The organism is Paraburkholderia sp. EG286A, assembly GCF_040965375.1.
Taxonomy (GTDB): Bacteria; Pseudomonadota; Gammaproteobacteria; order Burkholderiales; family Burkholderiaceae; genus Paraburkholderia.
Map to the genome: position 1 here is coordinate 589,312 of NZ_JBFRCB010000004.1, position 24,724 is coordinate 614,035.

At 64.5% G+C, this 24,724-nt stretch carries 21 protein-coding genes and 2 pseudogenes; 13 read left to right on the forward strand and 10 right to left on the reverse strand.

The genetic code is table 11. The annotated features are described in order from the left end of the window. Positions 1-242: 242 nt before the first annotated feature. Together hpnJ and AB4Y35_RS21595 are read left to right on the forward strand one after the other, a co-directional pair. Complete coding sequence (gene hpnJ / locus AB4Y35_RS21590; RefSeq protein ID WP_368688057.1) at positions 243-1,664, forward strand: hopanoid biosynthesis associated radical SAM protein HpnJ; 1,422 nt, start codon at positions 243-245, stop codon at positions 1,662-1,664. A gap of 259 nt (positions 1,665-1,923) precedes the next feature. Further along, positions 1,924-3,618, forward strand: a complete 1,695-nt coding sequence (locus AB4Y35_RS21595; RefSeq protein ID WP_368705853.1) for an ATP-binding protein — start codon at positions 1,924-1,926, stop codon at positions 3,616-3,618. Here AB4Y35_RS21595 and AB4Y35_RS21600 read toward each other — a convergent pair. The 4 genes from AB4Y35_RS21600 to AB4Y35_RS21615 all read right to left on the reverse strand — a co-directional run bounded on the left by AB4Y35_RS21600 (position 3,615) and on the right by AB4Y35_RS21615 (position 6,061). Then, positions 3,615-3,770, reverse strand: coding sequence for a hypothetical protein (locus AB4Y35_RS21600; protein WP_169739106.1), 156 nt, complete (start codon positions 3,768-3,770; stop codon positions 3,615-3,617). The genes AB4Y35_RS21595 and AB4Y35_RS21600 overlap by 4 nt on opposite strands. Positions 3,771-4,113: 343 nt before the next feature. After that, positions 4,114-4,374 (reverse strand): DUF1488 domain-containing protein, encoded by a 261-nt coding sequence (locus tag AB4Y35_RS21605; protein ID WP_028204289.1) that lies wholly within the window; start codon positions 4,372-4,374, stop codon positions 4,114-4,116. Between the two features lie 81 nt (positions 4,375-4,455). Beyond that, entirely contained in the window at positions 4,456-4,719 is a 264-nt protein-coding gene (locus tag AB4Y35_RS21610; RefSeq protein ID WP_368705854.1) for a hypothetical protein, read from the reverse strand. 85 nt (positions 4,720-4,804) lie between these two features. Further along, positions 4,805-6,061 (reverse strand): MFS transporter, encoded by a 1,257-nt coding sequence (locus tag AB4Y35_RS21615; RefSeq protein WP_368705855.1) that lies wholly within the window; start codon positions 6,059-6,061, stop codon positions 4,805-4,807. Between the two features lie 157 nt (positions 6,062-6,218). Between AB4Y35_RS21615 and sufB the strand changes: the two genes are divergently transcribed. From sufB to AB4Y35_RS21650, 7 genes are read left to right on the forward strand one after another with little or no spacing between them, the layout of a single operon-like run. After that, complete coding sequence (gene sufB, locus AB4Y35_RS21620; RefSeq protein ID WP_368705856.1) at positions 6,219-7,667, forward strand: Fe-S cluster assembly protein SufB; 1,449 nt, start codon at positions 6,219-6,221, stop codon at positions 7,665-7,667. A gap of 13 nt (positions 7,668-7,680) precedes the next feature. Further along, entirely contained in the window at positions 7,681-8,493 is an 813-nt protein-coding gene (gene sufC / locus AB4Y35_RS21625; RefSeq protein ID WP_368705857.1) for a Fe-S cluster assembly ATPase SufC, read from the forward strand. Beyond that, positions 8,490-9,815 carry a Fe-S cluster assembly protein SufD gene (sufD, locus tag AB4Y35_RS21630; protein ID WP_368705858.1) on the forward strand — a complete coding sequence of 442 codons (1,326 nt, stop codon included), beginning with the start codon at positions 8,490-8,492 and terminating at the stop codon, positions 9,813-9,815. The genes sufC and sufD overlap by 4 nt, the downstream gene beginning before the upstream one ends. Then, positions 9,812-11,065: a SufS family cysteine desulfurase gene (locus AB4Y35_RS21635; RefSeq protein ID WP_368705859.1), complete on the forward strand. Its 1,254-nt coding sequence runs from the start codon at positions 9,812-9,814 to the stop codon at positions 11,063-11,065. The genes sufD and AB4Y35_RS21635 overlap by 4 nt, the downstream gene beginning before the upstream one ends. After that, the gene (gene sufU / locus AB4Y35_RS21640; RefSeq protein ID WP_324141839.1) at positions 11,062-11,514 is read left to right on the forward strand and encodes a Fe-S cluster assembly sulfur transfer protein SufU; all 453 of its coding nucleotides are present in this window, start codon (positions 11,062-11,064) and stop codon (positions 11,512-11,514) included. Before AB4Y35_RS21635 ends, sufU begins: the two co-directional genes overlap by 4 nt. A gap of 28 nt (positions 11,515-11,542) precedes the next feature. Further along, on the forward strand, positions 11,543-11,869 hold the full coding sequence (locus tag AB4Y35_RS21645) for an SUF system Fe-S cluster assembly protein (RefSeq protein ID WP_368694772.1): 327 nt from the start codon (positions 11,543-11,545) through the stop codon (positions 11,867-11,869). A gap of 1 nt (position 11,870) precedes the next feature. After that, on the forward strand, positions 11,871-12,203 hold the full coding sequence (locus AB4Y35_RS21650) for a non-heme iron oxygenase ferredoxin subunit (protein WP_368705860.1): 333 nt from the start codon (positions 11,871-11,873) through the stop codon (positions 12,201-12,203). A 29-nt stretch (positions 12,204-12,232) separates the two neighbouring features. Here AB4Y35_RS21650 and AB4Y35_RS21655 read toward each other — a convergent pair whose 3' ends face one another. After that, on the reverse strand, positions 12,233-14,176 hold the full coding sequence (locus AB4Y35_RS21655; protein ID WP_368705861.1) for an aconitate hydratase: 1,944 nt from the start codon (positions 14,174-14,176) through the stop codon (positions 12,233-12,235). 176 nt (positions 14,177-14,352) lie between these two features. On the opposite strand from AB4Y35_RS21655, the gene AB4Y35_RS21660 reads away from it, so the two are divergent. The 3 genes and pseudogenes from AB4Y35_RS21660 to AB4Y35_RS21670 all read left to right on the forward strand — a co-directional run. Then, entirely contained in the window at positions 14,353-14,568 is a 216-nt protein-coding gene (locus AB4Y35_RS21660) for a hypothetical protein (RefSeq protein WP_368688047.1), read from the forward strand. A gap of 69 nt (positions 14,569-14,637) precedes the next feature. Beyond that, the gene (locus AB4Y35_RS21665; protein WP_368705862.1) at positions 14,638-15,384 is read left to right on the forward strand and encodes an SDR family NAD(P)-dependent oxidoreductase; all 747 of its coding nucleotides are present in this window, start codon (positions 14,638-14,640) and stop codon (positions 15,382-15,384) included. 436 nt (positions 15,385-15,820) lie between these two features. Next, positions 15,821-17,380: pseudogene (locus AB4Y35_RS21670) on the forward strand (phospholipase C); the annotation flags it as partial. 95 nt (positions 17,381-17,475) lie between these two features. On the opposite strand, the gene AB4Y35_RS21675 reads toward AB4Y35_RS21670, so the two are convergent. After that, the gene (locus tag AB4Y35_RS21675; RefSeq protein ID WP_368705863.1) at positions 17,476-18,846 is read right to left on the reverse strand and encodes an MFS transporter; all 1,371 of its coding nucleotides are present in this window, start codon (positions 18,844-18,846) and stop codon (positions 17,476-17,478) included. A 266-nt stretch (positions 18,847-19,112) separates the two neighbouring features. Between AB4Y35_RS21675 and AB4Y35_RS21680 the strand changes: the two genes are divergently transcribed. Further along, on the forward strand, positions 19,113-19,853 hold the full coding sequence (locus AB4Y35_RS21680) for a hypothetical protein (RefSeq protein WP_368705864.1): 741 nt from the start codon (positions 19,113-19,115) through the stop codon (positions 19,851-19,853). A gap of 8 nt (positions 19,854-19,861) precedes the next feature. On the opposite strand, the gene AB4Y35_RS21685 is transcribed toward AB4Y35_RS21680, so the two are convergent. The 4 genes and pseudogenes from AB4Y35_RS21685 to AB4Y35_RS21700 all read right to left on the reverse strand — a co-directional run bounded on the left by AB4Y35_RS21685 (position 19,862) and on the right by AB4Y35_RS21700 (position 24,627). After that, positions 19,862-21,619: a peroxidase family protein gene (locus AB4Y35_RS21685; RefSeq protein ID WP_368705865.1), complete on the reverse strand. Its 1,758-nt coding sequence runs from the start codon at positions 21,617-21,619 to the stop codon at positions 19,862-19,864. A gap of 271 nt (positions 21,620-21,890) precedes the next feature. Next, positions 21,891-23,672, reverse strand: coding sequence for an ABC transporter transmembrane domain-containing protein (locus AB4Y35_RS21690; protein WP_368705866.1), 1,782 nt, complete (start codon positions 23,670-23,672; stop codon positions 21,891-21,893). Between the two features lie 73 nt (positions 23,673-23,745). Then, entirely contained in the window at positions 23,746-24,048 is a 303-nt protein-coding gene (locus AB4Y35_RS21695) for a hypothetical protein (protein WP_069262268.1), read from the reverse strand. Between the two features lie 16 nt (positions 24,049-24,064). Then, positions 24,065-24,627: pseudogene (locus AB4Y35_RS21700) on the reverse strand (RNA polymerase sigma factor). Positions 24,628-24,724: the final 97 nt, after the last annotated feature.

The window sequence follows — 24,724 nt, forward strand, 5'->3', positions numbered from 1 at the left end:
GGATGCCAGAAAAATATAGTACAGAAAGCATCGCTCATGCCGACGAATGCGGGGGTTCTACTGTGTTCGACCGGCGGCGGCCTTGTTAAGTGGGGCTTTCGATAAGCGGGTACAGACGTTTTTTCGACGTGCCGCGGCAGCAAGTCGTAGTATTCTTGACCCGGGCAAAGCCGCCAACCAGCAAAAGTGTCATGTTTTTGTAGGCTTCGAGACAAATTCACGATTTTTCTCCGAGGGCATTCATGAAAACGCTGTTTCTGCAGGCACCTTCGTATGAAGGCTTCGATGGCGGCGCGGGCTCGCGCTTCCAGACGAAGCGCGAAATCCGCTCGTTCTGGTATCCCACGTGGCTCGTTCAGCCCGCCGCGCTGGTCGAAGGCAGCCGCGTGGTGGATGCCCCCGCGGACGACCTGACGCTCGAAGCGACCCTGGATATTGCACAGGAATACGAACTCATTATCATTCACACGAGTTCGCCCTCGTTCCAGAGCGACATCCAGTTCGCCGAGCACCTGAAGCGGCGCAAGAGCACGATTCTCATCGGCATGATCGGCGCCAAGGTGGCGGTCGATCCGCATGGTTCGCTGACCGCGAGCAATGCGCTCGATTTCGTGTGCCGCGAAGAATTCGACTTCACGTGTCTCGAGATCTCCCAGGGGCGGCCGTTCGACTCGATCCTGGGCCTGAGCTATCGGCTGCCCGACGGCGGCATCATGCACAACGACGCCCGGCCGATCCTCGAAGACATGGATCAGCTTCCCTTCGTCTCGCCGATCTACAAGCGCGACCTCACGCCCGAGCATTATTTCAGCGGCTATCTCAAGCATCCGTATCTCTCGCTCTACACGGGGCGCGGCTGCAAGTCCCGCTGCACGTTCTGCCTCTGGCCGCATACGGTGGGGGGCCATCGCTATCGCACGCGCTCGGTCGAGCACGTGCTGGAAGAGGTGAAATGGATTCGGGACAACATGCCCGAAATCAAGGAGATCATGTTCGACGACGACACGTTCACGGATCTCAGGCCGCGCGCCGAAGAGATCGCGCGCGGGCTGGGCAAGCTGGGCGTGACGTGGTCGTGCAATGCCAAGGCGAACGTGCCGTACTCGACGCTCAAGGTGATGAAGGACAACGGTTTGCGGCTGTTGCTCGTGGGCTTCGAATCCGGCGACGACCAGATTCTCGTCAACGTCAAGAAGGGTGTGCGCACCGACTTCGCGCGCCAGTTCAGCGAGGATTGCCGCAAGCTCGGCATCAAGATTCACGGGACCTTCATCCTCGGCCTGCCGGGCGAGACGCACGAAACGATCCAGAAGACCATTCAGTACGCGAAAGAGATCAATCCCCATACCATTCAGGTCTCGCTCGCCGCGCCTTATCCCGGCACGGTGCTGCATAAGCAGGCGGTCGAAAATGGCTGGCTGAACGATACCAAGGTCATCACGCTCATCAATTCGGCCGGCACCCAGGCCTCGACGATCGGTTATCCGCATCTGTCGCGCGAAGAGATCTACCTTGGCGTCGAAGAGTTCTACAAGCGCTTCTATTTCCGGCCCTCGAAGATCTGGGAAATCGTCCGCGAGATGCTGGTGAGCTGGGAAATGATGAAGCGGCGCCTGCAGGAGGGCGCAGAGTTCTTCAAATATCTCCGCGCGCGCAAGGTCTGAAGCCGCCGGCGTCCCCTTCAAGGAAAACGCCCGGCATTTCCGGGCGTTTTCCTTGTCACCCTTCCGTCACAGTCGCCGCCTTTTTTCGTCGGCAGTATTGCGCGTAATTCGCGCTGCGGCTTGCAGTACGCGCCTGTCCGAAATGCTGTCATTACGAACGACCTGCGGCAATTAACATTCTTTCCGGCGGTGCATAAAATGGCTCAGCCCTATTACGTACGCCATAAATAGCTTCATCGGGCCACCGGAGGAGACCGCAATGGCACCGGAAGGCAGGTCGCCCGCCATCGCCGACATCGATGCGCGGCCGTCGCGCGCGCCCGACCATGCGCGCGAGAATCAGGCGCTGCTCGCTCTGGTCACCGCGCAACTGGACTCGCGCGAAGTGTTGTTGCAAAGGATTGCGGACTTTGCAATGCGTCTGTGCTGCGCGCAATCGGCCGGCATCAGTTTGCTGGAACACGAAGGCGAAGAGCGCTACTTTCGCTGGCACAGCGTGGCCGGCAAGTTCGCGAACCTGTGCGGAACCCGAATCCACTGGAGCGACTGTCCGTGCGCCGTCGTGCTCGAAGCCGGCAAGCCGCTGCTTTTCACCGCGCTGAGCGACGATTTCCCGGTTCTCGCCCCCGCATGCGCCGTCGTGCAGGAGGCGCTCATCCTGCCCATCGTTTCGAAAGGGCGGCAACTGGGTGCGATCTGGGCCGCCTCGCTCGAAGAACGTTCGCGCTTCACCCGCGAAGACCAGCGCGTGCTCAGCGAGTTTGCCGCCGTGGCCGGCTCGGCGCTCGATCTGGTCGAGGCGCGCGACCATAGCCGCATGCAGACGCAGCGCTATTCGGAAGTGATCGCCGTGCTCGCGCACGAGTTCCGCAACCCGCTCGCGCCGCTCGAAAACGCGTTCCAGGCGCTCCAGATGATCTCCGAAGACCGCGCGCCGCAGCGCGAATACTTCGCGGTTGCGCAGCGCCAGATCGCGCAGCTCAAACGTCTGATGGACGAACTGCAGGATGCCTCGCGTCTCGACCATGACAAGCTGAGCGTCGACCCCACCGATGCGTCGTTGAACGAAATCCTCTCCGACGCGCTCGCCTCCATTCGCGAGCGTGCGCAGGCGCGCAGGCATACGCTGAGCGTGCATCCGCTTGCCGGCGACCTGCGGCTGTTCGCCGACCCGACGCGGCTCACGCAGGTGATCGTGAACCTGCTGTCCAATGCCGTGCGTTATACGCCCGACGGTGGCGAGATCGCGCTCGTCGTCGAACACAAGGACACGGGCGACGCACGCTGCGTCGAGATCTCGATTCGCGACAACGGCGTCGGGATCGACCCGGCCGTGCTCTCGCGCATTTTCGAGCCGTTTGCGCAATTCGCGGGCAAGAGTGCGCGGCTGGAAGGGGGGCTCGGCATCGGGCTTCCCATCGCGCAGCGGCTCGCGCAGCTGCATGGCGGCGAGATTCTCGTGACGAGCGAGGGGATCGGGCGCGGCACGCTGGCGCGTCTCTCGATTCCCGTGCGAACCGGCAGCGCCGCAGCCGTCAAGCCGCTCGCCGCCGTGCTGGCGGGCAACGGCCCGGCGCGCGTGCTCATCGTCGACGACAATGCCGACGCGTGTTTCGCACTCGGCGCGTTGCTCGAGCTGGAAGGGCATGAAGTCAGAACGGCCGGCGACGGTACGAGCGCACTGACTGTGTTGAGGCAATGGAAGCCACATCTCGCCCTCGTCGATATCGGCATGCCGGGCATGAACGGCTACGAGCTGGCGGAGCGCATGCGCGCCATGCCGGATCACGCCGACGTGATGCTGGTCGCGCTGAGCGGCCATGTTTCGGACGGTGACCGAGCGGCCGCGCTGGCGGCCGGCTTCCATGCACATCTTGCGAAGCCCGCCGATATCGGACGGCTGCGCGCTATGCTCGCGACGTGCGCGCAAGACGCCTGGCGCGAGGCCGGCTAGCGCAGGTGCGAAGAGCGGATGCCGTTGTGGTGGTGGAGGTTGCGCAACAGGCTTGCGCGGCGCCGTTCGCGGCGATAGTGCGCGATCACGGCCGTGGCCGCGATGACCAATACCATGACGCCGATGGCGGTTCCCCACTGTAGTGCGTCCATGTCTGCCTCCTTGTCACGTCAGGGCCGTCGCGTCGAGGCGAACGGGTTCAAGCGTAGTGTGGCTGGCAGGGTGCGTTCCGCGGCAAGCGCCGGGGGAAACAACGCGACGCACACGAAAGGGTGGCGCTGGTCGCGGACGCAAGAAAAGATTAGCCGGTTGCGATGTGCAATTGAACCGCGCGGGTGTGTACGGATGCCGGCCATTGTGGACACTTCGGCTTCGCCAAACTGGCACTCGGACGAGCGCTCTTGAGTCCTTTGGGGAAGTATCGAGGCCTGCCTGGAGCAGGCCACCTCGGCTGACGATTCGAACCCGGTTGCGGTTGCGCTTGCGTCGGCGCGCTTACTCCAGATCGCGTGTTTCGAGTTCCACGGACTGGCCCCCGTTTTTCTCCAGCGCGTGCCGCGCGGCCAGTTCGATGCTCGGGCGGTTCGCCTCGAAGGCGCTCAATAGCGCATGCGCCGACGTGCCGGTGTTGCCGAAGCGGTCGTTCAGCGCGTCGAGCGACACGCTGCACCATACCGGGCGGTTGTCCACGTTGGCTTCGAACGCGACGCGTGCGGCAGCCACAGCGTGACGGCGACTCGTGAATTCGATTCTCATCTTGGTCCTCCGTGAGTTCTATCGTTTAAGGGTAGAGCCTGGTGCAGCCAATGGTGAGTTCTTTTTGCGCTTCTTTTTGTGCTATTTGGCCTGAGCGTCGCTGGCGGGGTCGCTGCGCATCATCTTGTCGTGGGTGGCGGGCCCCTTGGGTTTTTTCACAGGCATGTTGTCGGGGTTGGTGGGGTTCGAGTCGCTTGCCGTGCCAGGCACGGCTGCCGGCGGCTTCACCATCGGCGGCGCAGGGGGATGAGCGGGCGTTTGGGTCTGTGCGTTGACCGACAGCGAGGAGGCGGCGAGCGCCACACAGGCGATCGCGCCCCAGACGGGAACATGCAGTGGCTTCATGGCTTCTCCATTGGCATTCTTCGTCATGTGCCGGCAGGGTGTCGCGAATCGCATGCCTGCTAGCGTGCACTCGCGGCCATCGTCGTCAGTGAAAAAACGCCGATGTGTCGACGTCGGCGAGTTGTTCCAGTTCGTCGCGGCGCGTGTCGCACGACCGGCGGATGGTCGCGCCCTGTGTGACCCAGATGGCCAGCGCGACGACGGCGAGGCTGCCGAGCGCGAGAAACGCCGCCGGATAGCCGAAGCGGTTGGCGAGCCACCCGCCCAGCAGCGGACTCAGGCAGCCGCCCGCGGCCTGCACCGCGAGCACGGCGCCCTGACCGAGATTCACGCGGCCGCTGCCATGCAGCAAATGCACCACGAGGGCGGGGATGGCGACGCTCTGCAAACCGGAGCCGAGTCCGTCGAAGACCTGCACGGGCAGGATGCCCCACGGCGACGCCAGCCACGCGGCGAATACGCCGCGCAGCGGCAGTGTGAAGAGCGTCGCGAGAATGACCCACCAGAAGCCCCAGCGGCGAATGATGCGGCTTGCGAAGACCGCGGCCGTGAGCATCACGACCTGCGAGATGATGATGTTGGCGGCGGTGATCTGGTTGGCGTCGCCGTGATGCGCCGCCGCGACGGCAAGACTGTAGAGCGGCAGCATGGCGGAATTGCCGAGGCTGAACGCCGCGAGCGACGCGGCGAGCAGCAGCAGCGGGCGGCAGTGCAACAGCATGCGCATGCGCTCGGCGCGCACCTGCGAACGATCTTTTGCGTCGTCGTGCACGAGGCCGCGCGCGTAGTGCCGGTGCACCGAACGCGGGGGAATGAGCAGCACGGACGCGATGCACGCGAGACCGAATGCCGCGCCCAGCACGAACACGTAGGCAATGCCGAGCCACCATCCGAGCGCGCCGGACAACGCCGCGGCGATGATGTTGCCGGCATGGTTCGCGACCTGGTTGCGTCCGTATTGCCGGTCGAAGTTCTTGCGGCCGACCATGCCGAGCGTCAATCCCGTCAACGCGGGGCCCATCACCGAACCCCCGACGGCTGTGGCGATCTGCGAAAACGCGATCGGCCAGTAGCCGTGCGAGAGCCAGATGACGCAAGCGGCCACGATGGTCAACAGGCTGGCGCCGACCACCACCGCGCGGCGGTGATAAACGGCGTCGACGAGCGCGCCGCCGGGCACCGTCGCGAGTGTGCCGACCACCGCGCCCAGGGTCAGCACGGTGCCGATCGTTTCGGGCGTCCAGCCATGCGCCTGCAGATAGATGCCGAGAAAGGGGCCCGCGCCCGCCTGCACGTCCGCGGCGAAGAAACTGACGGCCAGTAGTGGAAGGGTCGGCTTCACGCGGATGCGTTGTCATTTCTCTCTTGCAAGAAGGGTCTTTCGCATCGGGCGTGCCTGCTGCGCGCGTCATGCGCTGCGGTTAAACCCCGGCCATGCCAGGGTTTTGCCAGGGGTTCTAGAATGAGGTCATGAGTGTAAAGGAGACCGTAATAACGTCATGGATACACAAGCGAAAACATTCGAGGAATTGCTGCGGCGGGAATATCGGCACGGGTTCGTTTCGGACGTGCAGTCGGACACGTTGCCACGTGGTTTGTCCGAGGACGTGATCCGTCTCATCTCGGCGCGCAAGCAGGAGCCGGACTTCATGCTCGAATGGCGGCTCGCCGCCTACCGGCATTGGCTCACGATGACCGAGCCGCATTGGGCGAGCATCGAACACCCGCCCATCGACTTCCAGGACATCGCCTACTACTCGGCGCCGCATACGCAGGCGAACCGTCCGAAGAGCCTCGCCGAAGTCGATCCGGAACTCCTGCGCACCTACGAAAAGCTCGGCGTGCCGCTGCAGGAGCGCGAGATGCTCGCGGGCGTGGCCGTGGACGCGGTATTCGACAGCGTGTCGGTCGCCACGACGTTCCGGCGGCAGCTGGGCGAGCTTGGCATCGTCTTCTGCTCGTTCTCGGAAGCGGTGCGCGACCATCCGGACCTCGTGCGCCGGTATCTCGGCTCGGTCGTGCCGTACACCGACAACTTCTTTGCGACGCTCAACTCGGCCGTCTTCAGCGATGGCTCGTTCTGCTATATCCCGCCGGGCGTGCGCTGCCCGATGGAGTTGTCCACCTACTTCCGCATCAACGCGCGCAACACGGGCCAGTTCGAGCGCACGCTCATCGTGGCCGACAAGGGCGCCTACGTGAGCTACCTGGAAGGCTGCACCGCGCCGATGCGCGACGAAAACCAGCTGCACGCCGCCGTGGTGGAACTCGTCGCACTGGAAGGCGCGCAAATCCGCTACTCGACGGTGCAGAACTGGTATCCGGGCGACGCGCAAGGGCGCGGCGGCATTTACAACTTCGTGACGAAGCGCGGCGACTGCCGCGAGGCCAACGCGAGGATCTCGTGGACCCAGGTCGAAACCGGCTCCGCCATTACGTGGAAGTATCCGAGCGTGATCCTGCAGGGCGACAACTCGATCGGCGAGTTCTATTCGGCGGCGCTCACCAACCACTATCAGCAGGCCGATACCGGTACGAAGATGGTGCATATCGGGCGCAATACGCGCAGCACGATTCTCTCGAAGGGGATCTCGGCCGGCCGCGGCAAGAACGCCTATCGCGGGCTCGTGAAAATGGCGCGCTCGGCCGAGAACGCGCGCAACTACACGCAGTGCGATTCGCTGCTGCTCGGCGACCGCTGCAGCGCCTTCACGTTTCCCTATATCGAGGTGAAGAACCCGAGCGGGAAAGTCGAACACGAAGCGTCCACGTCGCGGATCGGCGAAGACCAGCTGTTCTATTGCCGGCAGCGCGGGCTCAGTGAGGAGGACGCGGTGTCGATGATCGTCAACGGTTTTTGCAAGGACGTGCTCAAGGAACTGCCGATGGAATTCGCCGTGGAAGCGCAGAAGCTGCTGGGCGTGAGCCTGGAAGGCAGCGTAGGTTGAGAGGGAGAAAAGAATGCTGGAAATTCGCAATCTGAATGTCGAAGTGGAAAGCAAGCCGATTCTGCGCGGGGTGGATTTACGCGTGAATGCGGGCGAGGTTCACGCGATCATGGGGCCGAACGGCTCCGGCAAAAGCACACTCGCCCATGTGCTGGCGGGGCGCGAGCAATACGTGGTCACGGGGGGCAGCGTGCAGTACGACGGCTGCGACCTGCTCGCGCTTGCGCCCGACGAGCGCGCGCGCCGCGGGCTCTTTCTCGCGTTTCAGTATCCGGTGGAAATACCGGGCGTGAGCAATATCTATCTGCTCAAGGCCGCGCTCAACGCGCAGCGCAAGCATCGTGGCGAAGCGGAACTCGACGCCATGGACTTTCTCGCGCTCGTGAAGGAAAAAATGGCGGCCATGGAGATGAAGGAAGACCTGCTCTATCGGGGCGTGAACGAAGGGTTTTCGGGCGGCGAGAAAAAGCGCAACGAGGTGCTGCAGATGACGGTGCTGGAGCCGCGTCTCGCCATTCTCGACGAGACCGACTCGGGGCTCGATATCGACGCGTTGCAACTCGTCGCCCGTGGTGTGAACCAGATGCGCAGCGCGGACCGGGCCATCGTGCTCGTGACGCACTACCAGCGCCTGCTCGACTACATCGTGCCGGACCAGGTGCACGTGCTTTCGCAGGGGCGCATCGTGCGCTCGGGTTCGCGTGAGCTCGCGCTCGAGCTGGAGCGCAAGGGCTATGGCTGGCTCGGCGAGCAGGATGGCGACGGACCGGCAGCGGGGCAAGGCGCCGGCACGCATCACACGGCAGCGGCCAGGGAGCAACGATGAGCGAATCAACGCGCGAGCATTACCGCGACGCCTTCCGCACGATGGCGGGGACGCTGGCGGGCGTCGAGCTGCCGTGGTTGCGCAAGGCGAGACGGCACGCGTTCGACCGGTTCGAGACGCTGGGCTTTCCCGGCACGCAACTCGAAGCGTGGAAATACACCAATGTGATGCCGATTGCGAAGCCGCATTGGCATTTCATGCCTTCGGACGGCGAGCAAACCGACTACGCCCGCCTGATCGACGACCTCGTGCCCGCCGACGCGGGCGGCCGTATCGTGTTCGTGAACGGCCGCCACGTGCCGAAGCTCTCGTCCTTGCCGCCTTTGCCGGAAGGCGCGTTCGTCGGCACGCTCGCGCAGGCGATGCGCAGGATTCCTGAGCGGGTCGAATCGATCATGGCGCGGCGTGCGCCCGAGGACGGCTTCGCGGCGCTCAACGGCGCGTTTCGCAGCGACGGCTACGTGGTCGTGCTGCCGCCCGGCTGCGCGCTGGACTGGCCGCTGCACGTGCTGTTCTTCAGCAGCGAGGCCGCGCTCGCCATGCATCCGTTCAACGCGGTGGTGGCGGAGCGGGGGGCGCGTTGCTCGATCGTCGAGCAGTTCGCGGGCATTACCGACGAAGCCTATTTCGTCAACACCGCCACGGAAATCGTCGCCGACGAAGAGGCCGACGTTCAGCATTGCCGTATCCAGCAGGAAGCGCGCAGCGCGTTTCATATCGCGCACTTGGGCGTTTCGCAGCGGCGCGCGAGCCGCTTCACCTCGCACTCGTTCGCGTTCGGCGGCGCGTTGTCGCGCACGCAGATCGACACGCGCCTCGACGCGGAAGACGCGCAAGCCGACCTGAACGGCCTGTATTTCGTCAGCGCGCGGCAGCACGTGGATCATCACACGCGCATCGACCATGAGATGCCGCGCGGCACGAGCCGGGAATACTATCGCGGCGTGCTCGACGGCGCTTCGCATGCGGTATTCGATGGCCGCGTGATCGTGCATCAGGACGCGCAGCAGACGAACGCGCATCAAGGCAACGACAATCTGCTGCTCTCGCGCAACGCCGAGATCGACACGAAGCCGCAACTGGAGATTCACGCCGACGACGTGAAGTGCACGCACGGCGCGACCGTCGGCCAGCTCGACGAGAGCCCGCTCTTTTATCTGCGCTCGCGCGGCATAGACGAGCGCATGGCGCGAGCGCTCCTCGTGTGGTCGTTCGCGCGCGTGAGCGTGGATCGCGTGGAAAGCGCCGCGCTGCGCGGCCGGCTCACACAACAGCTGCTCGCGCGCCTGCCCGGCGGCGAGTACCTGCGGGGACTGTCATGAATCTACTCGAACCGGTGGGCATTCCCGACGCCGAAGCGGTCATCGGCTGGCGCCGCGACTTTCCGATTCTGCGGGAAAGCGTGCACGGCAAGCCGCTCGTGTACCTCGACAACGCGGCGACCACGCAGAAGCCCGCGAGCGTGATCGCCGCCGAGCAGGCCTATTACGAGCACGACAATGCCAACGTGCATCGCGGCGTGCATCTGCTGTCGCAGCGCGCGACCGATGCCTACGAGGGCGCCCGCGCGCGCATTGCGCGTTTCATCCACGCGGCGCACGAGAAGGAGATCGTGTACACGCGCGGCACCACGGAAGCGATCAACCTGGTGGCGCAAAGCTACGCGCGGCCGCGCCTTCAACCCGGCGACGAAGTGCTCATCACCGCGATGGAGCATCACTCGAATATCGTGCCGTGGCAACTCGTCTGCGCGCAGACGGGCGCGCTGCTGAAGGTGGCGCCGATCGACGACGACGGCACGCTCGACCTCGACGCCTTCGCGCGCCTGCTCGGCCCGCGCACGCGCATGGCGGCGGTGGCGCATGCGTCGAACGCGCTGGGCACCGTCAATCCGCTTGCACAGATGATCGAGCTTGCGCATGCGCGCGGCGTGCCGGTGCTGGTCGACGGCGCGCAGGCGATTGCGCATCTTCCCGTGGACGTGGCCGCGCTCGATTGCGACTTCTACGCGTTCTCGGGGCACAAGATCTACGGGCCCACGGGCATTGGCGCGCTGTATGCGAAGGCTGTGCTGCTGGAAGCCATGCCGCCATGGCAGGGCGGCGGCGACATGATCCGCTCCGTGACGTTCGAGAAGACCGAGTACAACGTCATTCCGTGGCGCTTCGAAGCGGGCACGCCGAACATTGCCGGCGCGATCGGGCTCGGCGCTGCGCTGGACTACGTCAGTGCGATCGGCCTGGAAGTGGCACAACGGCACGAGGCCGATCTGCTAGCGTATGCCGACGAAGCATTGCGGACGATGCCTAATGTGAGATTGATTGGAACGGCGAAAGAAAAACTCGGCATCGTCTCGTTCGTCATGGAGAACGCGCACGCCCACGACATCGGCACGATACTCGACCAGTGCGGGGTGGCCGTGCGCACGGGCCATCATTGCGCGATGCCGGTGATGGACCGATATGGCGTGCCGGCCACGGTGCGCGCCTCGTTTGCGCTGTACAACACGCGCGCCGAAGTCGACGCGCTGCTGGACGGCCTCGCGCGCGTCGAGGAGGTATTTCCGCTATGAGCGACTTGCGCGAGCTGTACCAGGAAACGATCTTCGACCATTACCGGCGGCCGCGGAACTGTCACACCGTGCCCGGTGCAACGCATAGCGCCGAAGGCTACAACCCGTTGTGCGGCGACCGCGTCACCTTGTATCTGCGTATCGAGGACGGCGTGGTCAAGGACGCCGGCTTCGAGGGCGCGGGGTGCGCGATCGCAACGGCTTCGGCCTCGTTGATGACCGAAGCGCTCAAGGGCCGCACGCAAGCGGAAGTCGAGGCGCTGTTCGAACGCTTTCACGCCATGGCAACGGCGCCTTCGGACCGCCCGGCCTCTGCCGAAGGGCTCGGCAAGCTCGCGGTGCTCGCGGGCGTGCGCGAATTTCCGGCGCGCATCAAGTGCGCGACACTCGCGTGGCACACGCTGCACGCCGCGTTGCGCGACGAGCGCGGGACCGTATCGACGGAATGACTCTGCGCGTGCCTGGAGGCAATTGACGATGAATACGCAAACGGCGAGCAACGACCTGCGCGAACGCGTGATCGACGCGCTGCGCTCGGTGTTCGATCCGGAGATACCGGTGAACATTTACGATCTGGGGCTCGTGTATCAACTGGACGTGGACGCCGAAACGGGTCACGTGACGATCCGCATGACGCTGACCGCGCCGGGCTGCCCGGTCGCGCAAACCTTCCCCGGCACGGTCGAAGAATACGTGAACGAGGTGGAAGGCGTGAGCGAGACGAACGTGGAGCTGGTCTGGGACCCGCCGTGGACGAGGGCGCGCATGTCCGAAGCGGCGCTGCTGCAACTGGGGATGCTCTGACATGGCCGACTGGGTGGACGTGGCGCCATACGCCGGATTTCAACCGGGTTCCGTACGCAGCGTCGATGTGGACGGCACAGCGGTCGCCGTATTCAATCTCGACGGGACCTGTTATGCGATCGAGGACACCTGTCCGCACGACGGCGGCGTGCTCACGGGCGGCGACGTGGAGGGCGACGAGGTGATTTGCCCGCGCCATGGCGCCCGTTTTTGCATCAAGACGGGCAAGGTGCTCGCGCCGCCCGCGTATGAGGACGTCGCGGTGTTCGCGGTGCGCGTGGAAGCGGGCATGGTGCAGGTGCGCGATACACGCTGGGACGAAGGCTTTTCCTGAACGCGGAGCTCGCGCCCACGCCGCACGTCTTACGTACGCTGCAGTCGTTGCTGCGTCCAGTTGAGCACGCCGCCACTGCGAAGGTACTCGACCTGCCGTTGCGTCAACGTATGGCGGGTTTCGAGCGTGCGTTTGCCATCCTCCAGCGTGATCTTCAACGGCTTGCCCGAGGCTAGCGCGGTCTGGATGCCCTCGAAATGGAGCGTGTCGCCGGATTCGATCGATTCGTAATCCTGTTCATTGGCGAACGTGAGCGGCAGAATGCCGAAATTCACGAGATTCTGGGCATGAATGCGCGCGAAGCTTTTGGCAATCACCACGCGCAGGCCGAGAAATCGCGGCGCGAGCGCGGCATGTTCGCGGCTCGAGCCCTGCCCGTAGTTGCCGCCGCCAATCACGCAGTGATCGCCCGTGTCGCGCGCGCGTTTCGCGTAAGTGTCGTCGATGCGCTCGAAGGCGAACTCGGCCAGCTTCGGCACGTTGCTGCGAAACGGCAGCACGCGGGCGCCCGCGGGCAGGATTTCGTCGGTGGACACGTTGTCGCCCGCCTTCAGTAACACGGGTAAATCGAAGCTTTCGGGCAAGGGCTCGAAGTCCGGCAGGCTCGCGATGTTGGGGCCCTTCTTCAAGGCGACTTCGGCCGCGTCTGCGCGCGCCAGCGGTCTCGCGAACATGGCGCGATGAACAATGGGGTGATCGGGGTCGCTGATGCGCGGGTAGGGCATGGGCAGCGTGCGCGGGTCGGTGATTTCCCCCGCGAGCGCCGACGCCGCGGCGGTTTCCGGGCTCACGAGACAAACCTTGTCTTCGGGCGTGCCCGAGCGGCCCGGAAAATTGCGCGGCACGGTGCGCAGCGACAGCGTGCTCGTGGCCGGCGCCTGGCCCATGCCGATGCAGCCGTTGCAGCCCGCCTGATGCAAGCGTGCGCCGGCGTGCAGCAGATCCTGTACGTAGCCTTCGCGCGAGAGCATCTCGAGCTGCGCGCGTGACGTGGGATTGACGTCGAACGACACGCGCTCGTGCACGGCCTTGTCGCGCACGATGGCCGCGGCGACCGCGAAATCGCGGTAACCGGGATTGGCGGAGGAGCCGATATAGGCCTGATAAATGGGCTCGCCGGCCACCTCTTTCACGGTGACCACATTGCCGGGGCTCGAAGGCATGGCAATGAGCGGCACAAGCGACGAGAGATCGATCTCGTCCTCGATGTCATAAGCGGCCCCCGCATCGGCGCCCAGTTCGCTCCAGTCGTTCTCGCGTTGCCAGGCGCGCAAGAAGCGCCGCGTTTCGCGGTCGGAGGGAAATACGCTCGCCGTCGCGCCGAGTTCCGCGCCCATGTTGGCGATGACGTGACGGTCCATCGCGCTCAGACCCGCGAGACCCGGGCCGTGATATTCGATGATCCTGCCGACGCCGCCATCGACGCCATGGCGGCGCAGCATTTCGAGAATCACGTCTTTGGCGCTGACCCAGTCGGGCAGGCTGCCCGTGAGCCGGATGCCCCATATTTGCGGCATGCGCGTGAGGAACGGTTCGCCCGCGATGGCCTGCGCCACTTCGAGCCCGCCCGCGCCGATCGCCAGCATGCCGAGTGCGCCCGCCGCGGGCGTGTGGCTGTCGGAGCCGAGCAGGGTTGCGCCGGGTTTGCCGAAGTTTTCCTGATGACAGGGGTGGCTCACGCCGTTGCCGGGCCTCGAGTACCACAGGCCAAAACGTTCGGCGGCGCTGCGCAGGAAGAGGTGGTCGTCGGCATTGCGGTAATCTTCCTGGATCAGGTTGTGATCGACGTACTGCACGCTGAGCTTCGTTCTTGCGTAATCGAGGCCCATGGCCTCGAGTTCGAGCATGACGAGCGTGCCGGTTGCGTCCTGGGTCAAGGTCTGGTCGACGGAGATGCCGATTTCATCGCCCGCGGAAAGCTTGCCGTGTACGAGATGCGAAGCGATGAGTTTTTGAGCGACATTGAGGTGCATGATCGTCCCTCATTCTGGGTGGGCATAGGGGCTTTGCAAACGAAAGGAGCAATGCCTGCGCCCAGCTGTCGGCGGCATAATGGGTGCGCGGATCGATGCAATGGCCGATCGACTCGATCACGCCGATCGCGCCGGTCTCCGCGCTTTGCATGCGTTGCAACTATCGAGAGGCATCCATGAAGGCACTGTTCCATCTCGCGGCGGCCGCCGCGGCAGGCACGCTCGTCATGTTCTATCTGGACCCGGTTTCCGGGCCGCGTCGCCGCGCGAAGCTGCGCACGCCGCCGTTTTCGCGCCGTGGCGGCCGTGCGAACGCCCACGGCCATGCGGCCGGGCTGGGCGTAGACGGCGAACTGGCGGGCCCGGGCGGCGGCATCGGCACCGCGCCGTGAGCGCGTCAAGGCGAGCGTCTTGCGCAAGGGCGGCGGTGCAGTGGCAACCCAACGCTGAAGGAGTCCGCCATGTCCGCTCTTTTACCCGACCTCAATCATCGCGTTGCGCTCGTGACCGGCGGCTCGCGCGGGATCGGCCGCGCCATTGCCATGGCGCTGGCTTCGGCTGGCGCCGCGGTCGGCGTGAACTACCGCCAGCGCGCTGACGAGGCGGACCTGGTCGTCGCGCAGATCGAAAGCGCCGGGGGCCGCGCGCTCGCGGTGCGCGCCGACGTGTCGTCGGCCAGCGAGGTCACGAGCATGATCGGCGAGATCGAGCGCCGCCTCGGCGCGGTCGATGTGCTCGTGAACAACGCCGGCACAGGCACGTTCAGCGACATCGAGTCGCTTACAGAGGCCGAATTCGACCACACGCTCGCCGTCAATCTCAAGTCGGCGTTTCTTTGCACGCAGGCGGTGCTGCCCGGCATGCGCGCGCGCCGCTGGGGCCGCATCGTCAATCTGTCGTCGGCGGCCGCGCGCGGCGCGGGCCTCGTCGGCGTTCATTACAACGCTTCGAAAGCGGGCCTCGAAGGCTTGACGCGCGGCTACGCCTCGCGCGTGGCACGGGAAGGTGTGACCGTGAACGCCGTGGCGCCGGGACCCATCGACACGGAAATGGCCGCGCCGCTGAAAGCGGCGAACGTCGCCGAGCGGCTGCCCGTTGGCCGCCTCGGTGAAGCCGATGAGGTCGCACAGGTCGTGTTGATGGTGGTCGGCAACGGCTTCGTCACTGGGCAGACCATTGCCGTCAACGGCGGCGTCAGTTTCATCTAGGCCGCCTGTTCATTTTCGGGCCGCCGCGTCGCGGCCCGGTTCATTTAGTTCACCTTGTTTGCTAACCGGTGCGCATCAGCGCGCTGCGCAATCTTCATACCTGAATTTAGTCTGGCTTTATCGCTTCGACGATTCGGCGCCAAACTTTCCAGTCGAAAATATTTCGTAAGGAGTCTGACGCTGAGCATTCATACCCCGATGCTTTAATCCTCATGCCGTGTAGCCTCCGCATTCAGCTGGCATGAGCGCCACGATGCGAGCTGCATAACGCCTTCACCCGGCTTCACGGTGATCCCGACAATACGAAACCAACCAGGAGCCGAAAATGCAATGGCGTCATGTCGCAGTTGGTTCGCTCACAGCCGCAGCACTCGCATCGACAGTTGCGTGGAGTGCTGGTGACGATCACGACAAGAATCATCCGGAACACAATCACACCGCCACTCCGATCAAGCACCTGGTCGTGATTTATGGCGAGAACGTTTCGTTCGACCATTACTTCGCGACTTATCCGCACGCGACCAACCCGTCCGGCGAGCCTGCATTCAGGGCGCAACCCGGTACGCCCGAAGTGAACGGTCTTTCTGGCACGCTGCTGACGAAGAACCCGAACTTCACGAACACGGCCAATGGCACGGGCGCAGCCAATCCGTTCCGTCTGGATCGCACGCAGGCGGCCACGGCCGACCAGAACCACGCGTATACGGCCGAGCAGCAGGCATACGACGACGGCCACGCCGACCTGTTCCCGTTGTACACGGGTAACGGCACGAGCGGCGGCGCGGGCGCGTTCGGCACGAAGGGCCAGGTGATGGGCTATTACGACGGCAACACCGTCACGGCGCTGTGGAACTACGCCCAGCACTTCGCGATGAGCGACAACGCCTATACGTCGACCTACGGTCCGTCGACGCCCGGCGCGCTCGAAGTGGTCTCGGGCCAGACCAACGGCATGAAGGTTGTACTCACAACCAAGAAGCCTTCGGTCGCCGGTTCGTACTATGTGAACGACGGCCAGAACGGCTTTACGATGATCAACGACGTCGATCCGGCCTACGATCTTTGCTCGAGCGCCACCGACACGGCGCAGATGACCGGCAAGAATATCGGCGACCTGCTGAACGCGCGTAACGTCTCGTGGGGCGGCTTCATGGGCGGCTTCAACCTCGCGACGACGAACAGCAACGGCACGACCGGCTGCAAGCGCAGCACGCTCTCGCCGGTGGTCGGTGCGGCGACGGCCGACTATATTCCGCACCACAACTGGTTCCAGTACTACGCTTCGACCTCGAATCCGCAGCACCTGCGTCCCAGCTCGCTCGCCGCGATCGGGCACACCGAGGGCAAGAACGGCAACCCCGACCCGGCGAATCACCAGTACGATACCGACGACTTCTTCGCTGCCGTGAAGGCGGGCAATTTCCCGTCGGTGAGCTTCCTGAAGGCCCCGGCCTACCAGGACGGCCACGCCGGTTATTCCGATCCGCTCGACGAGCAGGCGTTCGTCGCGAAGGTCGTGAACTTCCTGCAGCAGCAGAACGACTGGGAAGATACGGCCGTGATCGTGGCATGGGATGACTCGGACGGCTGGTACGACCATGCCTACGCGCAGCCCACCAGCGCTTCGTACGACAGCGTTGCCGACCAGTTGACGGCCGCCGGCATCTGCGGCACGGGTTCGGCGCCTGCCGGCCTGAACGGCAAGCCCGTGAACGGCCGCTGCGGTCCGGGCACGCGCATTCCGTTCGTCGTGATCTCGCCGTGGGCGCGCGAGAACTACGTCGACCATACGCTGATCGACCAGTCTTCCGTGGTGCGTTTCATCGAAGACAACTGGCTTGACGGTCAGCGCATCGGCGGCGGTTCGTTCGATGCGACGTCGGGCAGCATCATGGGCATGTTCGACTTCGACCGCCGCGGCCGCGGCCACGAAGACCGCAAGCTGTACCTCGACCCGACGACGGGCGTGGTGCTCGACAAGGCACCGAAGGTCTGAGCGTTCAGGATCGCTGATCGCTGTTGATGGGTAAAAAGAAGCGCGCCCCTGCGGGATTCGTCCAGCAGGGGCGCGCTGTGTTTTTCAGCAGTCGATCACGCAGGGTGAGATGCGTGCCCGTGATCGCCTGTTCCGCGCGCGTCGTCGTATTCGCGCGAAATATCCTTGTTCGTGTAATCGCCCATGCGCCAGGCGGCGAGCAGACTGATCACCCCACACACGGCGATATAGATCGCAATGGCATAACCCGTGCGGTAGTACGCGAAGAGCGCCGTTGCGATCAGCGGCGCCGGGCCGCCCGCAATCACGGAAGCCAGCTGATAACCGAGTGAGGCGCCGCTGTACCGCAGCCGCCCCGTGAACGATTCGGCGATGAACGCCGCCTGCGGACCATAGAGCATGGCGTGCGGCACGAGCGACAGCACCACGGCCGCGAAAATCAACGCCGTGTTTTTCGTATCGAGCATGCCGAAGTAGATAAAGCCGAAGATGCCCGCGGCCAACGCGCCGATCATATACATGCGCTTGCGGCCGATCAGGTCGGACATGTGCCCAAAGAACGGAATGGTCGCGAACTGCAGCACGGCGGCCGCCAGAACCGCGGTGAGCATGAGGTCGCGCGAAACGTGCAGCGTCTTCACGCCATACGTGAAGACGAAGGCCGTGTAGATGTAGAACGGCGCCTGTTCGGCCATGCGCGCCAACGCCGAGAGGAGAATGTCCTTGGGCTGGCGGCGAATGACTTCGAGCATCGGCGTCTTCTCGATTTTGTTCTCGGCGAGGAGCTTCGCGAAGATCGGCGTTTCAAGAATGCTCAGCCGGATATAGAGGCCGATCGCGACGAGCACGATGCTCAGCAGGAACGGCACCCGCCATCCCCACGTCATGAAGGCGTCTCCGGAGAACGCACTGACGGCGAGCACCACGAGATTGGCGATGAAGAGTCCCGCCGGCACGCCGAATTGCGGCCACGAAGCGACGAAGCCGCGGTGCGAATTGGTGCGCGCCCATTCCATCGACATCAGGACCGAGCCGCCCCATTCGCCGCCTACGCCCACGCCCTGAATGAAGCGCAGCACTGTGAGCAGAACGGCGCCCCAGATGCCGATGGATGCATAGGTCGGCACAAAGGCCACGGCGAAGGTGGCGAGCCCCATCAGCAGCAGCGTGACGATCAGCGTGGCTTTGCGGCCGACGCGATCGCCGTAGTGGCCGAAGATGGCCGCGCCGACTGGCCGTGCAATGAACCCTACGGCATAGATCAGAAAAGCTTGCAGGGTGCCAACGAGCGGGTCGGATTCGGGAAAGTAGAGCTTCGCGAAGATAAGCCCGGTGACAATACTGTAGAGGAAAAAGTCGTACCATTCGATCGTCGTGCCGATGGTGCTGGCAATCACAGCGCGGCGCAACTGACGATGGGCGTCTTCCTCCGAAAGGAGCGTGGCTCCCGGTTGATCGACATTCATTTCGCACCCCCAAGGCAAGGGCGATATGGCCAATGCAAAACGCATGACCAGGGTCCCGGTGGTGCGCAAAAAACGTGCCCCAATCGGCCGGGATGTTGGCTTCGCCGGATCGGGTGGAAGTGATACGTCCCTCGCTATCGCTCCATCTTGATCGGCATGGGTTGAGACGTTGTTATACAACTCGATGATATATCACGTTGTGATGCAGTGTGCGTATTTTGAATGAACTCGCCATGCGGCAGTGCATCACGCAACACGGAGGCGCGATGACGCCACAGGAATCCGCGCAGGCCCTCAGCCCTTCGGAGTACATTGCGCGGCATCTGCAGAATTTCGCTTCGTCCACGCCGGCTTCGGCGAGCGTCGATCAGCCTCTGCAATTGATCGTGTGGAGTGAGGACGTATTCGTCATCGCGGGCATGCTGTTCGTTGTGCTCGCATGCATCGGGGCGCGCCGTGACAAGTGGGCGCTGTTTACGCTGACTCCCGGGGTGTCGTTCGGCCGGCGTCTTTATCTCTGGTGGTCCTGCGCCTGGCGTCAGTGGCTCGCGAGCGCGCTGCTCTTCGTGGTGGCCTTCTCCGTGCTGCGTCTCTCGCTCGGAAAGATTGCGACGCCGCTCATGGCGTTCGCCGCGAACCGGGTTCCGCACGACCTCGCGCAATCCTCGCCGGCCGTTTCCCTTGCGATTGCCGGCATGCCCTTCATCGTGCCCATGCTCGCGTATTTGCTGCTCAGCCTGCCGCTCGTGGGGTACATGGTGCGACGCGGGCTGGCCGCGCACGCCATGCCCGCGCCCCGGCAGTTCGGCTTCTGGCGCGCCACGCTGCTCGGCGTGATCACTTACGCGTGGACCTTGCCGGCCAGCCTCGCCATTACCAATGTAGGGGTCTCCTCTGCGCAGCCACTCGCGAACGCACTGCGTGCGATCCTGCTCGTGGCATGGGGCATGTATATCGTGCTGCCGCGCCAGGCGCGCAGCGTCGCGCGCCTGGCCGCCCCTCGGTAGCGGGGACTTCAGGCCGCCAGATCGACGACGGCCTTCAGCGGTATCAGCCGCCATTCGCCGGCGGTCGCGAACGCGATGATCTGCGAGAACGTGGCGGGCGCGTTGCTGAAGATCTCGGCCTCGAGCGCGGGCGCGCTGCCGGTGCGATGGATGATCGAATCCGGGTCCTCGTCCAGCAGCCCGTAGAACACCTCGACGACGATGCGGCCTCCCACCGGGCCAAGACGCGTCAATGCGCCGACGCCGAGCTTGCCGTCCTGCGTGCCGAGCATCGCGTCCTCGCTGAACGTCTCGCCGATGGGCGCAAGCTCGAGCATCGGAACTTGCGCTTCAGCGAGGATATAAAACCATAGCGGCGTGTCGTCCTTGAACGTGTCGCCAAGCGCCGGGCTCGCGCCATCGGCATTCAGCGAGGCGATGCGATCGAAGCGGAAGGTCTTCGACGGATCGCTCGAAACCTGGGTACGGACCACGAGTTCGTCGGAACCGAGCGGCGGCACGCCGAGCGCGCTTGCCACCGTCTCGCCGCTCGGCAGGCCATAGACGTTGCCGCGCAACAGGTTGAGCATGGCGAGCGAGCGAAAGCCCTTTGCCGATGCCAGCTTGTCTGCCGCGGCGGGAATCGGCACTTCGGACACGCTGTGCGGGAGTTGCGAAAGCGGATCGACGAGCGATGGATCGAGCTTGTACGCGTATTGCAGACGCTTGACGCCGTTCGAAGCATCGTCGGCAACACCGGCGGCGGGCTTGTTCGCGCCGTCGAGTCCGGGGCCGCCTTTTTCGCCAGGCAAGGGATGCTCGCGCGGGAAGAAGCGCTGCCAGTCGTCGATCACGTGTGTTTCGGGCAACCGGTCGAAACCGACGAGGCTGTCCGCGTTCGTATTCGTGCCGTCGAATATCGGTGCCTTGAAATTGTCGTTCAGCACATAGCCGTTGCGCACGCCCGAGTGGCCGTAGCGGTACGCGGCCCCCGTGAATTCGCGCGGCAGGTTGCGTCTCGCGGGACCCGGACCATAGAGCTTGTAGGCATGCGCGCGGTCCTGGTCGTGCGCGGTCACGAAGGCGTCGACGACGGACGAATCGACGATCCGATGCAGGAAGTCTTCGACCAGCACGCGCTGATAGGCCCAGCGCACCTGCGTGCGCGCCGCTTCGAACAGATCGCTGCCGCGCAGCGTGGCGTCGGCTTTCGCGAGCCGCGCGACCACGCGGTTATGAAAACGCAGGAACAGCATCTGGATCTGGCAGACGATAGAATTCTCGTCGTTGCGCTTGTCGCCGATGATCGCGCGAGCGTTGTAGGCATTCTGGGTTCGCGGCAGATCGTCGTGCCCTTCGATCAGCGAGGCGCCCTGATAAATCCCCTTGTGCGGGTGGTTCTCGTCCGCATACATGTAGGGCGCGTCGTCGGGTCCCGGGCCGTATACGTTGTCGAGGTCGAAGCGCGGCGTGCGCAGGTTGGTCGGCAGCTGGCCGGTCGTGCGCGCCTGGATCAAGGTCAGCTGCGAGGTGGTATCGAGCGTCAGGTCGTGATCGATGAACTGGCCGAAATACGTGTAGCCGGCCGGTACATACAGGTTCTCCTCCGGGTCGGGATCGTTCGATACGGTATCCGCCGCCGACTGCATGCCGCGCGCGAGTACGGCGAGGTCCGCGGGGGCATAGTGGTTGAAGCGCGGCGGGAACATCGAAGTCAACTCTTCGTTCAGGCCGCTCATTCCCGCATGGGCTTCGACGAGGTTGCGCGGTGTACCTTGGGGATTCATCGTCGTTCTCCTAAGTAATTCATCGCAGAAAAGACACTTCGCGGGCGAGCCGGCGAAGGACCCCGTTCGACTTCGGACTGAATGGATTATTTTGAGGTGGTGGCGGCGACGATCGCCGCAAATTCAGAGGGCGGATTGACAGGAAGCAGGATTAATCTTTCTGAAAGCTTTGAATGTGCGCTAACCCACGCTTGGGCGGCGCTTCGATTTGCGAACGTTCGACAACGCAGGTAGGCAATCGCCAATCGTGCCCAGGCCGCCCGGCTGCTGGTTACGTGACGGTATGCGCGTGTTGCGCGCCGAACTGCAGCGCCGCGAGCTGCGCGTAAAGCGGCGAACTCTGCAGCAGTTCCGCATGCCGGCCTTGCGCCACGATGCGGCCTTGCTCCATCACGATGATGCGGTCGGCCTGCTGCACGGTGGCGAGACGATGCGCGATGACGAGCGTCGTGCGGTTTTGCGCGGCGTTGTCGAGCGCCGTTTGCACGAGGCGTTCGCTCGCGGCGTCGAGCGCGCTGGTGGCCTCGTCGAGCAGCAGAATGGGCGGGTTCTTGAGGATCGCGCGCGCGATGGCAATGCGCTGACGCTGACCGCCTGAAAGGCGTACGCCGCGCTCGCCGAGGAAGGTGTCGTAGCCTTGCGGCAGTTCCTCAATAAAGCCGGCCGCGGCCGCCATGGCCGCGGCGCGCTGGACGGCTTCGAGTGTTGCGTCGGGCGAGCCGTAACGAATGTTGTCGAGCACACTGCCCGAAAAGATCACCGACTCCTGCAGCACGACGCCGATCGCCTGGCGCAACGCGGCGAGCGAAACCTGTTGCGTCGGCACACCGTTGATGCTGAGGCTCCCCGATTGCGGGTCGTAAAAGCGCAGCAGCAATTGAAAGAGCGTGGTCTTGCCTGCGCCCGACGGACCGACCAGCGCGACATGCTCGCCCGGGCGCACGTCGAGCGAGAAGGCGTCGAGCGCGGCAATGCCGGGGCGCGAAGGGTAGGAGAAGCCAACGTTGTCGAAGCGGATGCCCGCGCCGTGAGCGGGCAGCGGCACGGTCGCCGCCGCCTGCGCCACCGGCGAGCGCGCGGCGAGCAGTTGCAGCAGCCGTTCGGTGGCGCCCGCGGCACGTTGCAGATCGCCCCACACTTCGGCAACGGCGCCCACGGCGCCGGCCGTGAACACCGCGTAGAGAATGAACTGGGACAGCTGGCCGGCGCTCATCTGCCCGGCCAGTACGGCCTGCGCGCCGAGCCAGAGCACGAACACGACAGCGGCGAACACGAACACGATCACCACGGCCGTGAGCCCGGCGCGCGCCCGAATGCGTGTGAGCGCCGTTTCGAAGGCCGCTTCCACGGCGCCGCCGAAGCGCTTTGCCTCGAACGACTCCTGGGCATACGACTGCACCGTGGGCATGGCGTTGAGCACTTCGCCCGCCAGGGCGCTGGCGCTCGCCACCTTGTCCTGGCTCGCGCGCGAAAGCCGCCGCACGCGCCGCCCGAAGATGACGATAGGTGCGACCACAACGACCAGTGTCGCGATGATGTAGCCGGACAGCACCGGGCTCGTCGCAACGAGCATCGTTACGCCGCCGACGGTGAGGAGCACGTTGCGCAGGCCCAGCGAGAGGCTGGTGCCCACCACGGTCTGGATCAGGGTCGTGTCGGTGGTCAGGCGCGAGAGCACTTCGCCCGTTTGGGTGGTCTCGAAGAACTGCGGGCTCATGCGGATCACGTGGTCGTACACGGCGCGCCGCAAGTCGGCCGTCACCCGCTCGCCGAGCCACGAGACCCAGTAGAAGCGCAGCGCCGTCGCCGCGGCGAGGATCAGCGAAACCACGAAGAGCGCGATGAAATAGCGGTCGATATGCGTGCGATCGCCGCTCGCGAAGCCACGGTCGATCAGATACTTGAATGCCACCGGCAGCGCGAGCGTCGCGCCCGCCGAGGTCAGGAGCGCGAGGAAAGCAAGCGCCCAGCGTCCCGCATAGGGGCGCAGGAAGGGCAAAAGGGCGAAAAGGGGCGCGACGCGTGAAGGGCGGCGGGCGGCGACATCTGACATGGAGCTTCCTGGCGGATCGGCAATGAAGGGATTGTGCCAGCCCGCGGCGGGGCGAGGCTGGCCATGGGCTGGCTTACTGCGCGGGCGGCGTGGCGCCATTGCGCAGTTGCTCGCGCTCCTCCGGCGTCATGTGCTGCCACTGTTGCCACTGGTGCCAGTGCATGCGTCGGCGGCAGCCGCCATGGCCGCGGAAGCCGCCGAACAGGATCCGGCACAGCACCAGCAAGCCGATCGCGCGTGGATAGTCGATGGCATGCGCATTGGCCACGATCGCCGGTGCGATCCAGTTCCACAGGCCCATGACGATGGCGCCCAGCAGGGCGATGACCGCTACCATCAGCAGCGCCTTGGCGAATATTTTGCGGCGAAACTTCATTTGATTCTCCTTCGGTTCAATGCTCGAGGTCGTCCCATGACGCGCGCAAACGTTCGCGCAGATGCAGCACCGCATAACGTTTGCGCGCCAGCAGCGTATTCACGCCAACTCCGCTCGCGGCGGCCAGCTCCTTGAAACTGCGCCCGTCGAGTTCGTGCGCGATGAACACCTCGCGCTGGCTGGCGGGCAATTCGTCGAGCGCAGCGCGTCGAGCATCGCTGCGCGCTCGTACGCGGCCTCGGGGCCGGCGTCGGGCGAGGGCAGCGCGAGGTCGAGGCGGTATTCGCTTTCATCTTCTTGCGGCTCGACGAGCGGCACTTCCTTGCGTTTGCGAAACCGGTCGACGATGCGATTTCGCGCCACGCGAAAGAGCCACGCGCCAACCTGCTCGATGGGCTCCGGCAGCCGCCACGCCTGAACCAGTTCCTCGAACACGTCCTGGAGAATGTCCTCGGCTTCGTCCTGGTCGAGCACGCGGCGGCGGATGAAATTGCGCAGCCTCGGGCGCTCGCGGGCGACGGTGTCGGCGATTTCGCGGTCCTGCGTACTCTGCGGGCTGGGGGTGGGCGGCGGTTCCATACCCGTGTAGACGATCCGGAAAGAGAAATATTGTGACGCTTCTTCTGCAGTTCTATGTGGCGCGCATATTTCGTTAAACAAGGCCAGAAATAGCGGC

What these genes read in the sequence shown, in the direction of transcription:
- hpnJ (WP_368688057.1), top strand. Translation starts at nt 243, where the DNA reads ATGAAAACGCTGTTTCTGCAGGCACCTTCGTATGAAGGCTTCGATGGC.
- AB4Y35_RS21595 (WP_368705853.1), top strand. Translation starts at nt 1,924, where the DNA reads ATGGCACCGGAAGGCAGGTCGCCCGCCATCGCCGACATCGATGCGCGG.
- AB4Y35_RS21600 (WP_169739106.1), bottom strand. Translation starts at nt 3,770, where the DNA reads ATGGACGCACTACAGTGGGGAACCGCCATCGGCGTCATGGTATTGGTC.
- AB4Y35_RS21605 (WP_028204289.1), bottom strand. Translation starts at nt 4,374, where the DNA reads ATGAGAATCGAATTCACGAGTCGCCGTCACGCTGTGGCTGCCGCACGC.
- AB4Y35_RS21610 (WP_368705854.1), bottom strand. Translation starts at nt 4,719, where the DNA reads ATGAAGCCACTGCATGTTCCCGTCTGGGGCGCGATCGCCTGTGTGGCG.
- sufB (WP_368705856.1), top strand. Translation starts at nt 6,219, where the DNA reads ATGGATACACAAGCGAAAACATTCGAGGAATTGCTGCGGCGGGAATAT.
- sufC (WP_368705857.1), top strand. Translation starts at nt 7,681, where the DNA reads ATGCTGGAAATTCGCAATCTGAATGTCGAAGTGGAAAGCAAGCCGATT.
- sufD (WP_368705858.1), top strand. Translation starts at nt 8,490, where the DNA reads ATGAGCGAATCAACGCGCGAGCATTACCGCGACGCCTTCCGCACGATG.
- AB4Y35_RS21635 (WP_368705859.1), top strand. Translation starts at nt 9,812, where the DNA reads ATGAATCTACTCGAACCGGTGGGCATTCCCGACGCCGAAGCGGTCATC.
- sufU (WP_324141839.1), top strand. Translation starts at nt 11,062, where the DNA reads ATGAGCGACTTGCGCGAGCTGTACCAGGAAACGATCTTCGACCATTAC.
- AB4Y35_RS21645 (WP_368694772.1), top strand. Translation starts at nt 11,543, where the DNA reads ATGAATACGCAAACGGCGAGCAACGACCTGCGCGAACGCGTGATCGAC.
- AB4Y35_RS21650 (WP_368705860.1), top strand. Translation starts at nt 11,871, where the DNA reads ATGGCCGACTGGGTGGACGTGGCGCCATACGCCGGATTTCAACCGGGT.
- AB4Y35_RS21655 (WP_368705861.1), bottom strand. Translation starts at nt 14,176, where the DNA reads ATGCACCTCAATGTCGCTCAAAAACTCATCGCTTCGCATCTCGTACAC.
- AB4Y35_RS21660 (WP_368688047.1), top strand. Translation starts at nt 14,353, where the DNA reads ATGAAGGCACTGTTCCATCTCGCGGCGGCCGCCGCGGCAGGCACGCTC.
- AB4Y35_RS21665 (WP_368705862.1), top strand. Translation starts at nt 14,638, where the DNA reads ATGTCCGCTCTTTTACCCGACCTCAATCATCGCGTTGCGCTCGTGACC.
- AB4Y35_RS21675 (WP_368705863.1), bottom strand. Translation starts at nt 18,846, where the DNA reads ATGAATGTCGATCAACCGGGAGCCACGCTCCTTTCGGAGGAAGACGCC.
- AB4Y35_RS21680 (WP_368705864.1), top strand. Translation starts at nt 19,113, where the DNA reads ATGACGCCACAGGAATCCGCGCAGGCCCTCAGCCCTTCGGAGTACATT.
- AB4Y35_RS21685 (WP_368705865.1), bottom strand. Translation starts at nt 21,619, where the DNA reads ATGAATCCCCAAGGTACACCGCGCAACCTCGTCGAAGCCCATGCGGGA.
- AB4Y35_RS21690 (WP_368705866.1), bottom strand. Translation starts at nt 23,672, where the DNA reads ATGTCAGATGTCGCCGCCCGCCGCCCTTCACGCGTCGCGCCCCTTTTC.
- AB4Y35_RS21695 (WP_069262268.1), bottom strand. Translation starts at nt 24,048, where the DNA reads ATGAAGTTTCGCCGCAAAATATTCGCCAAGGCGCTGCTGATGGTAGCG.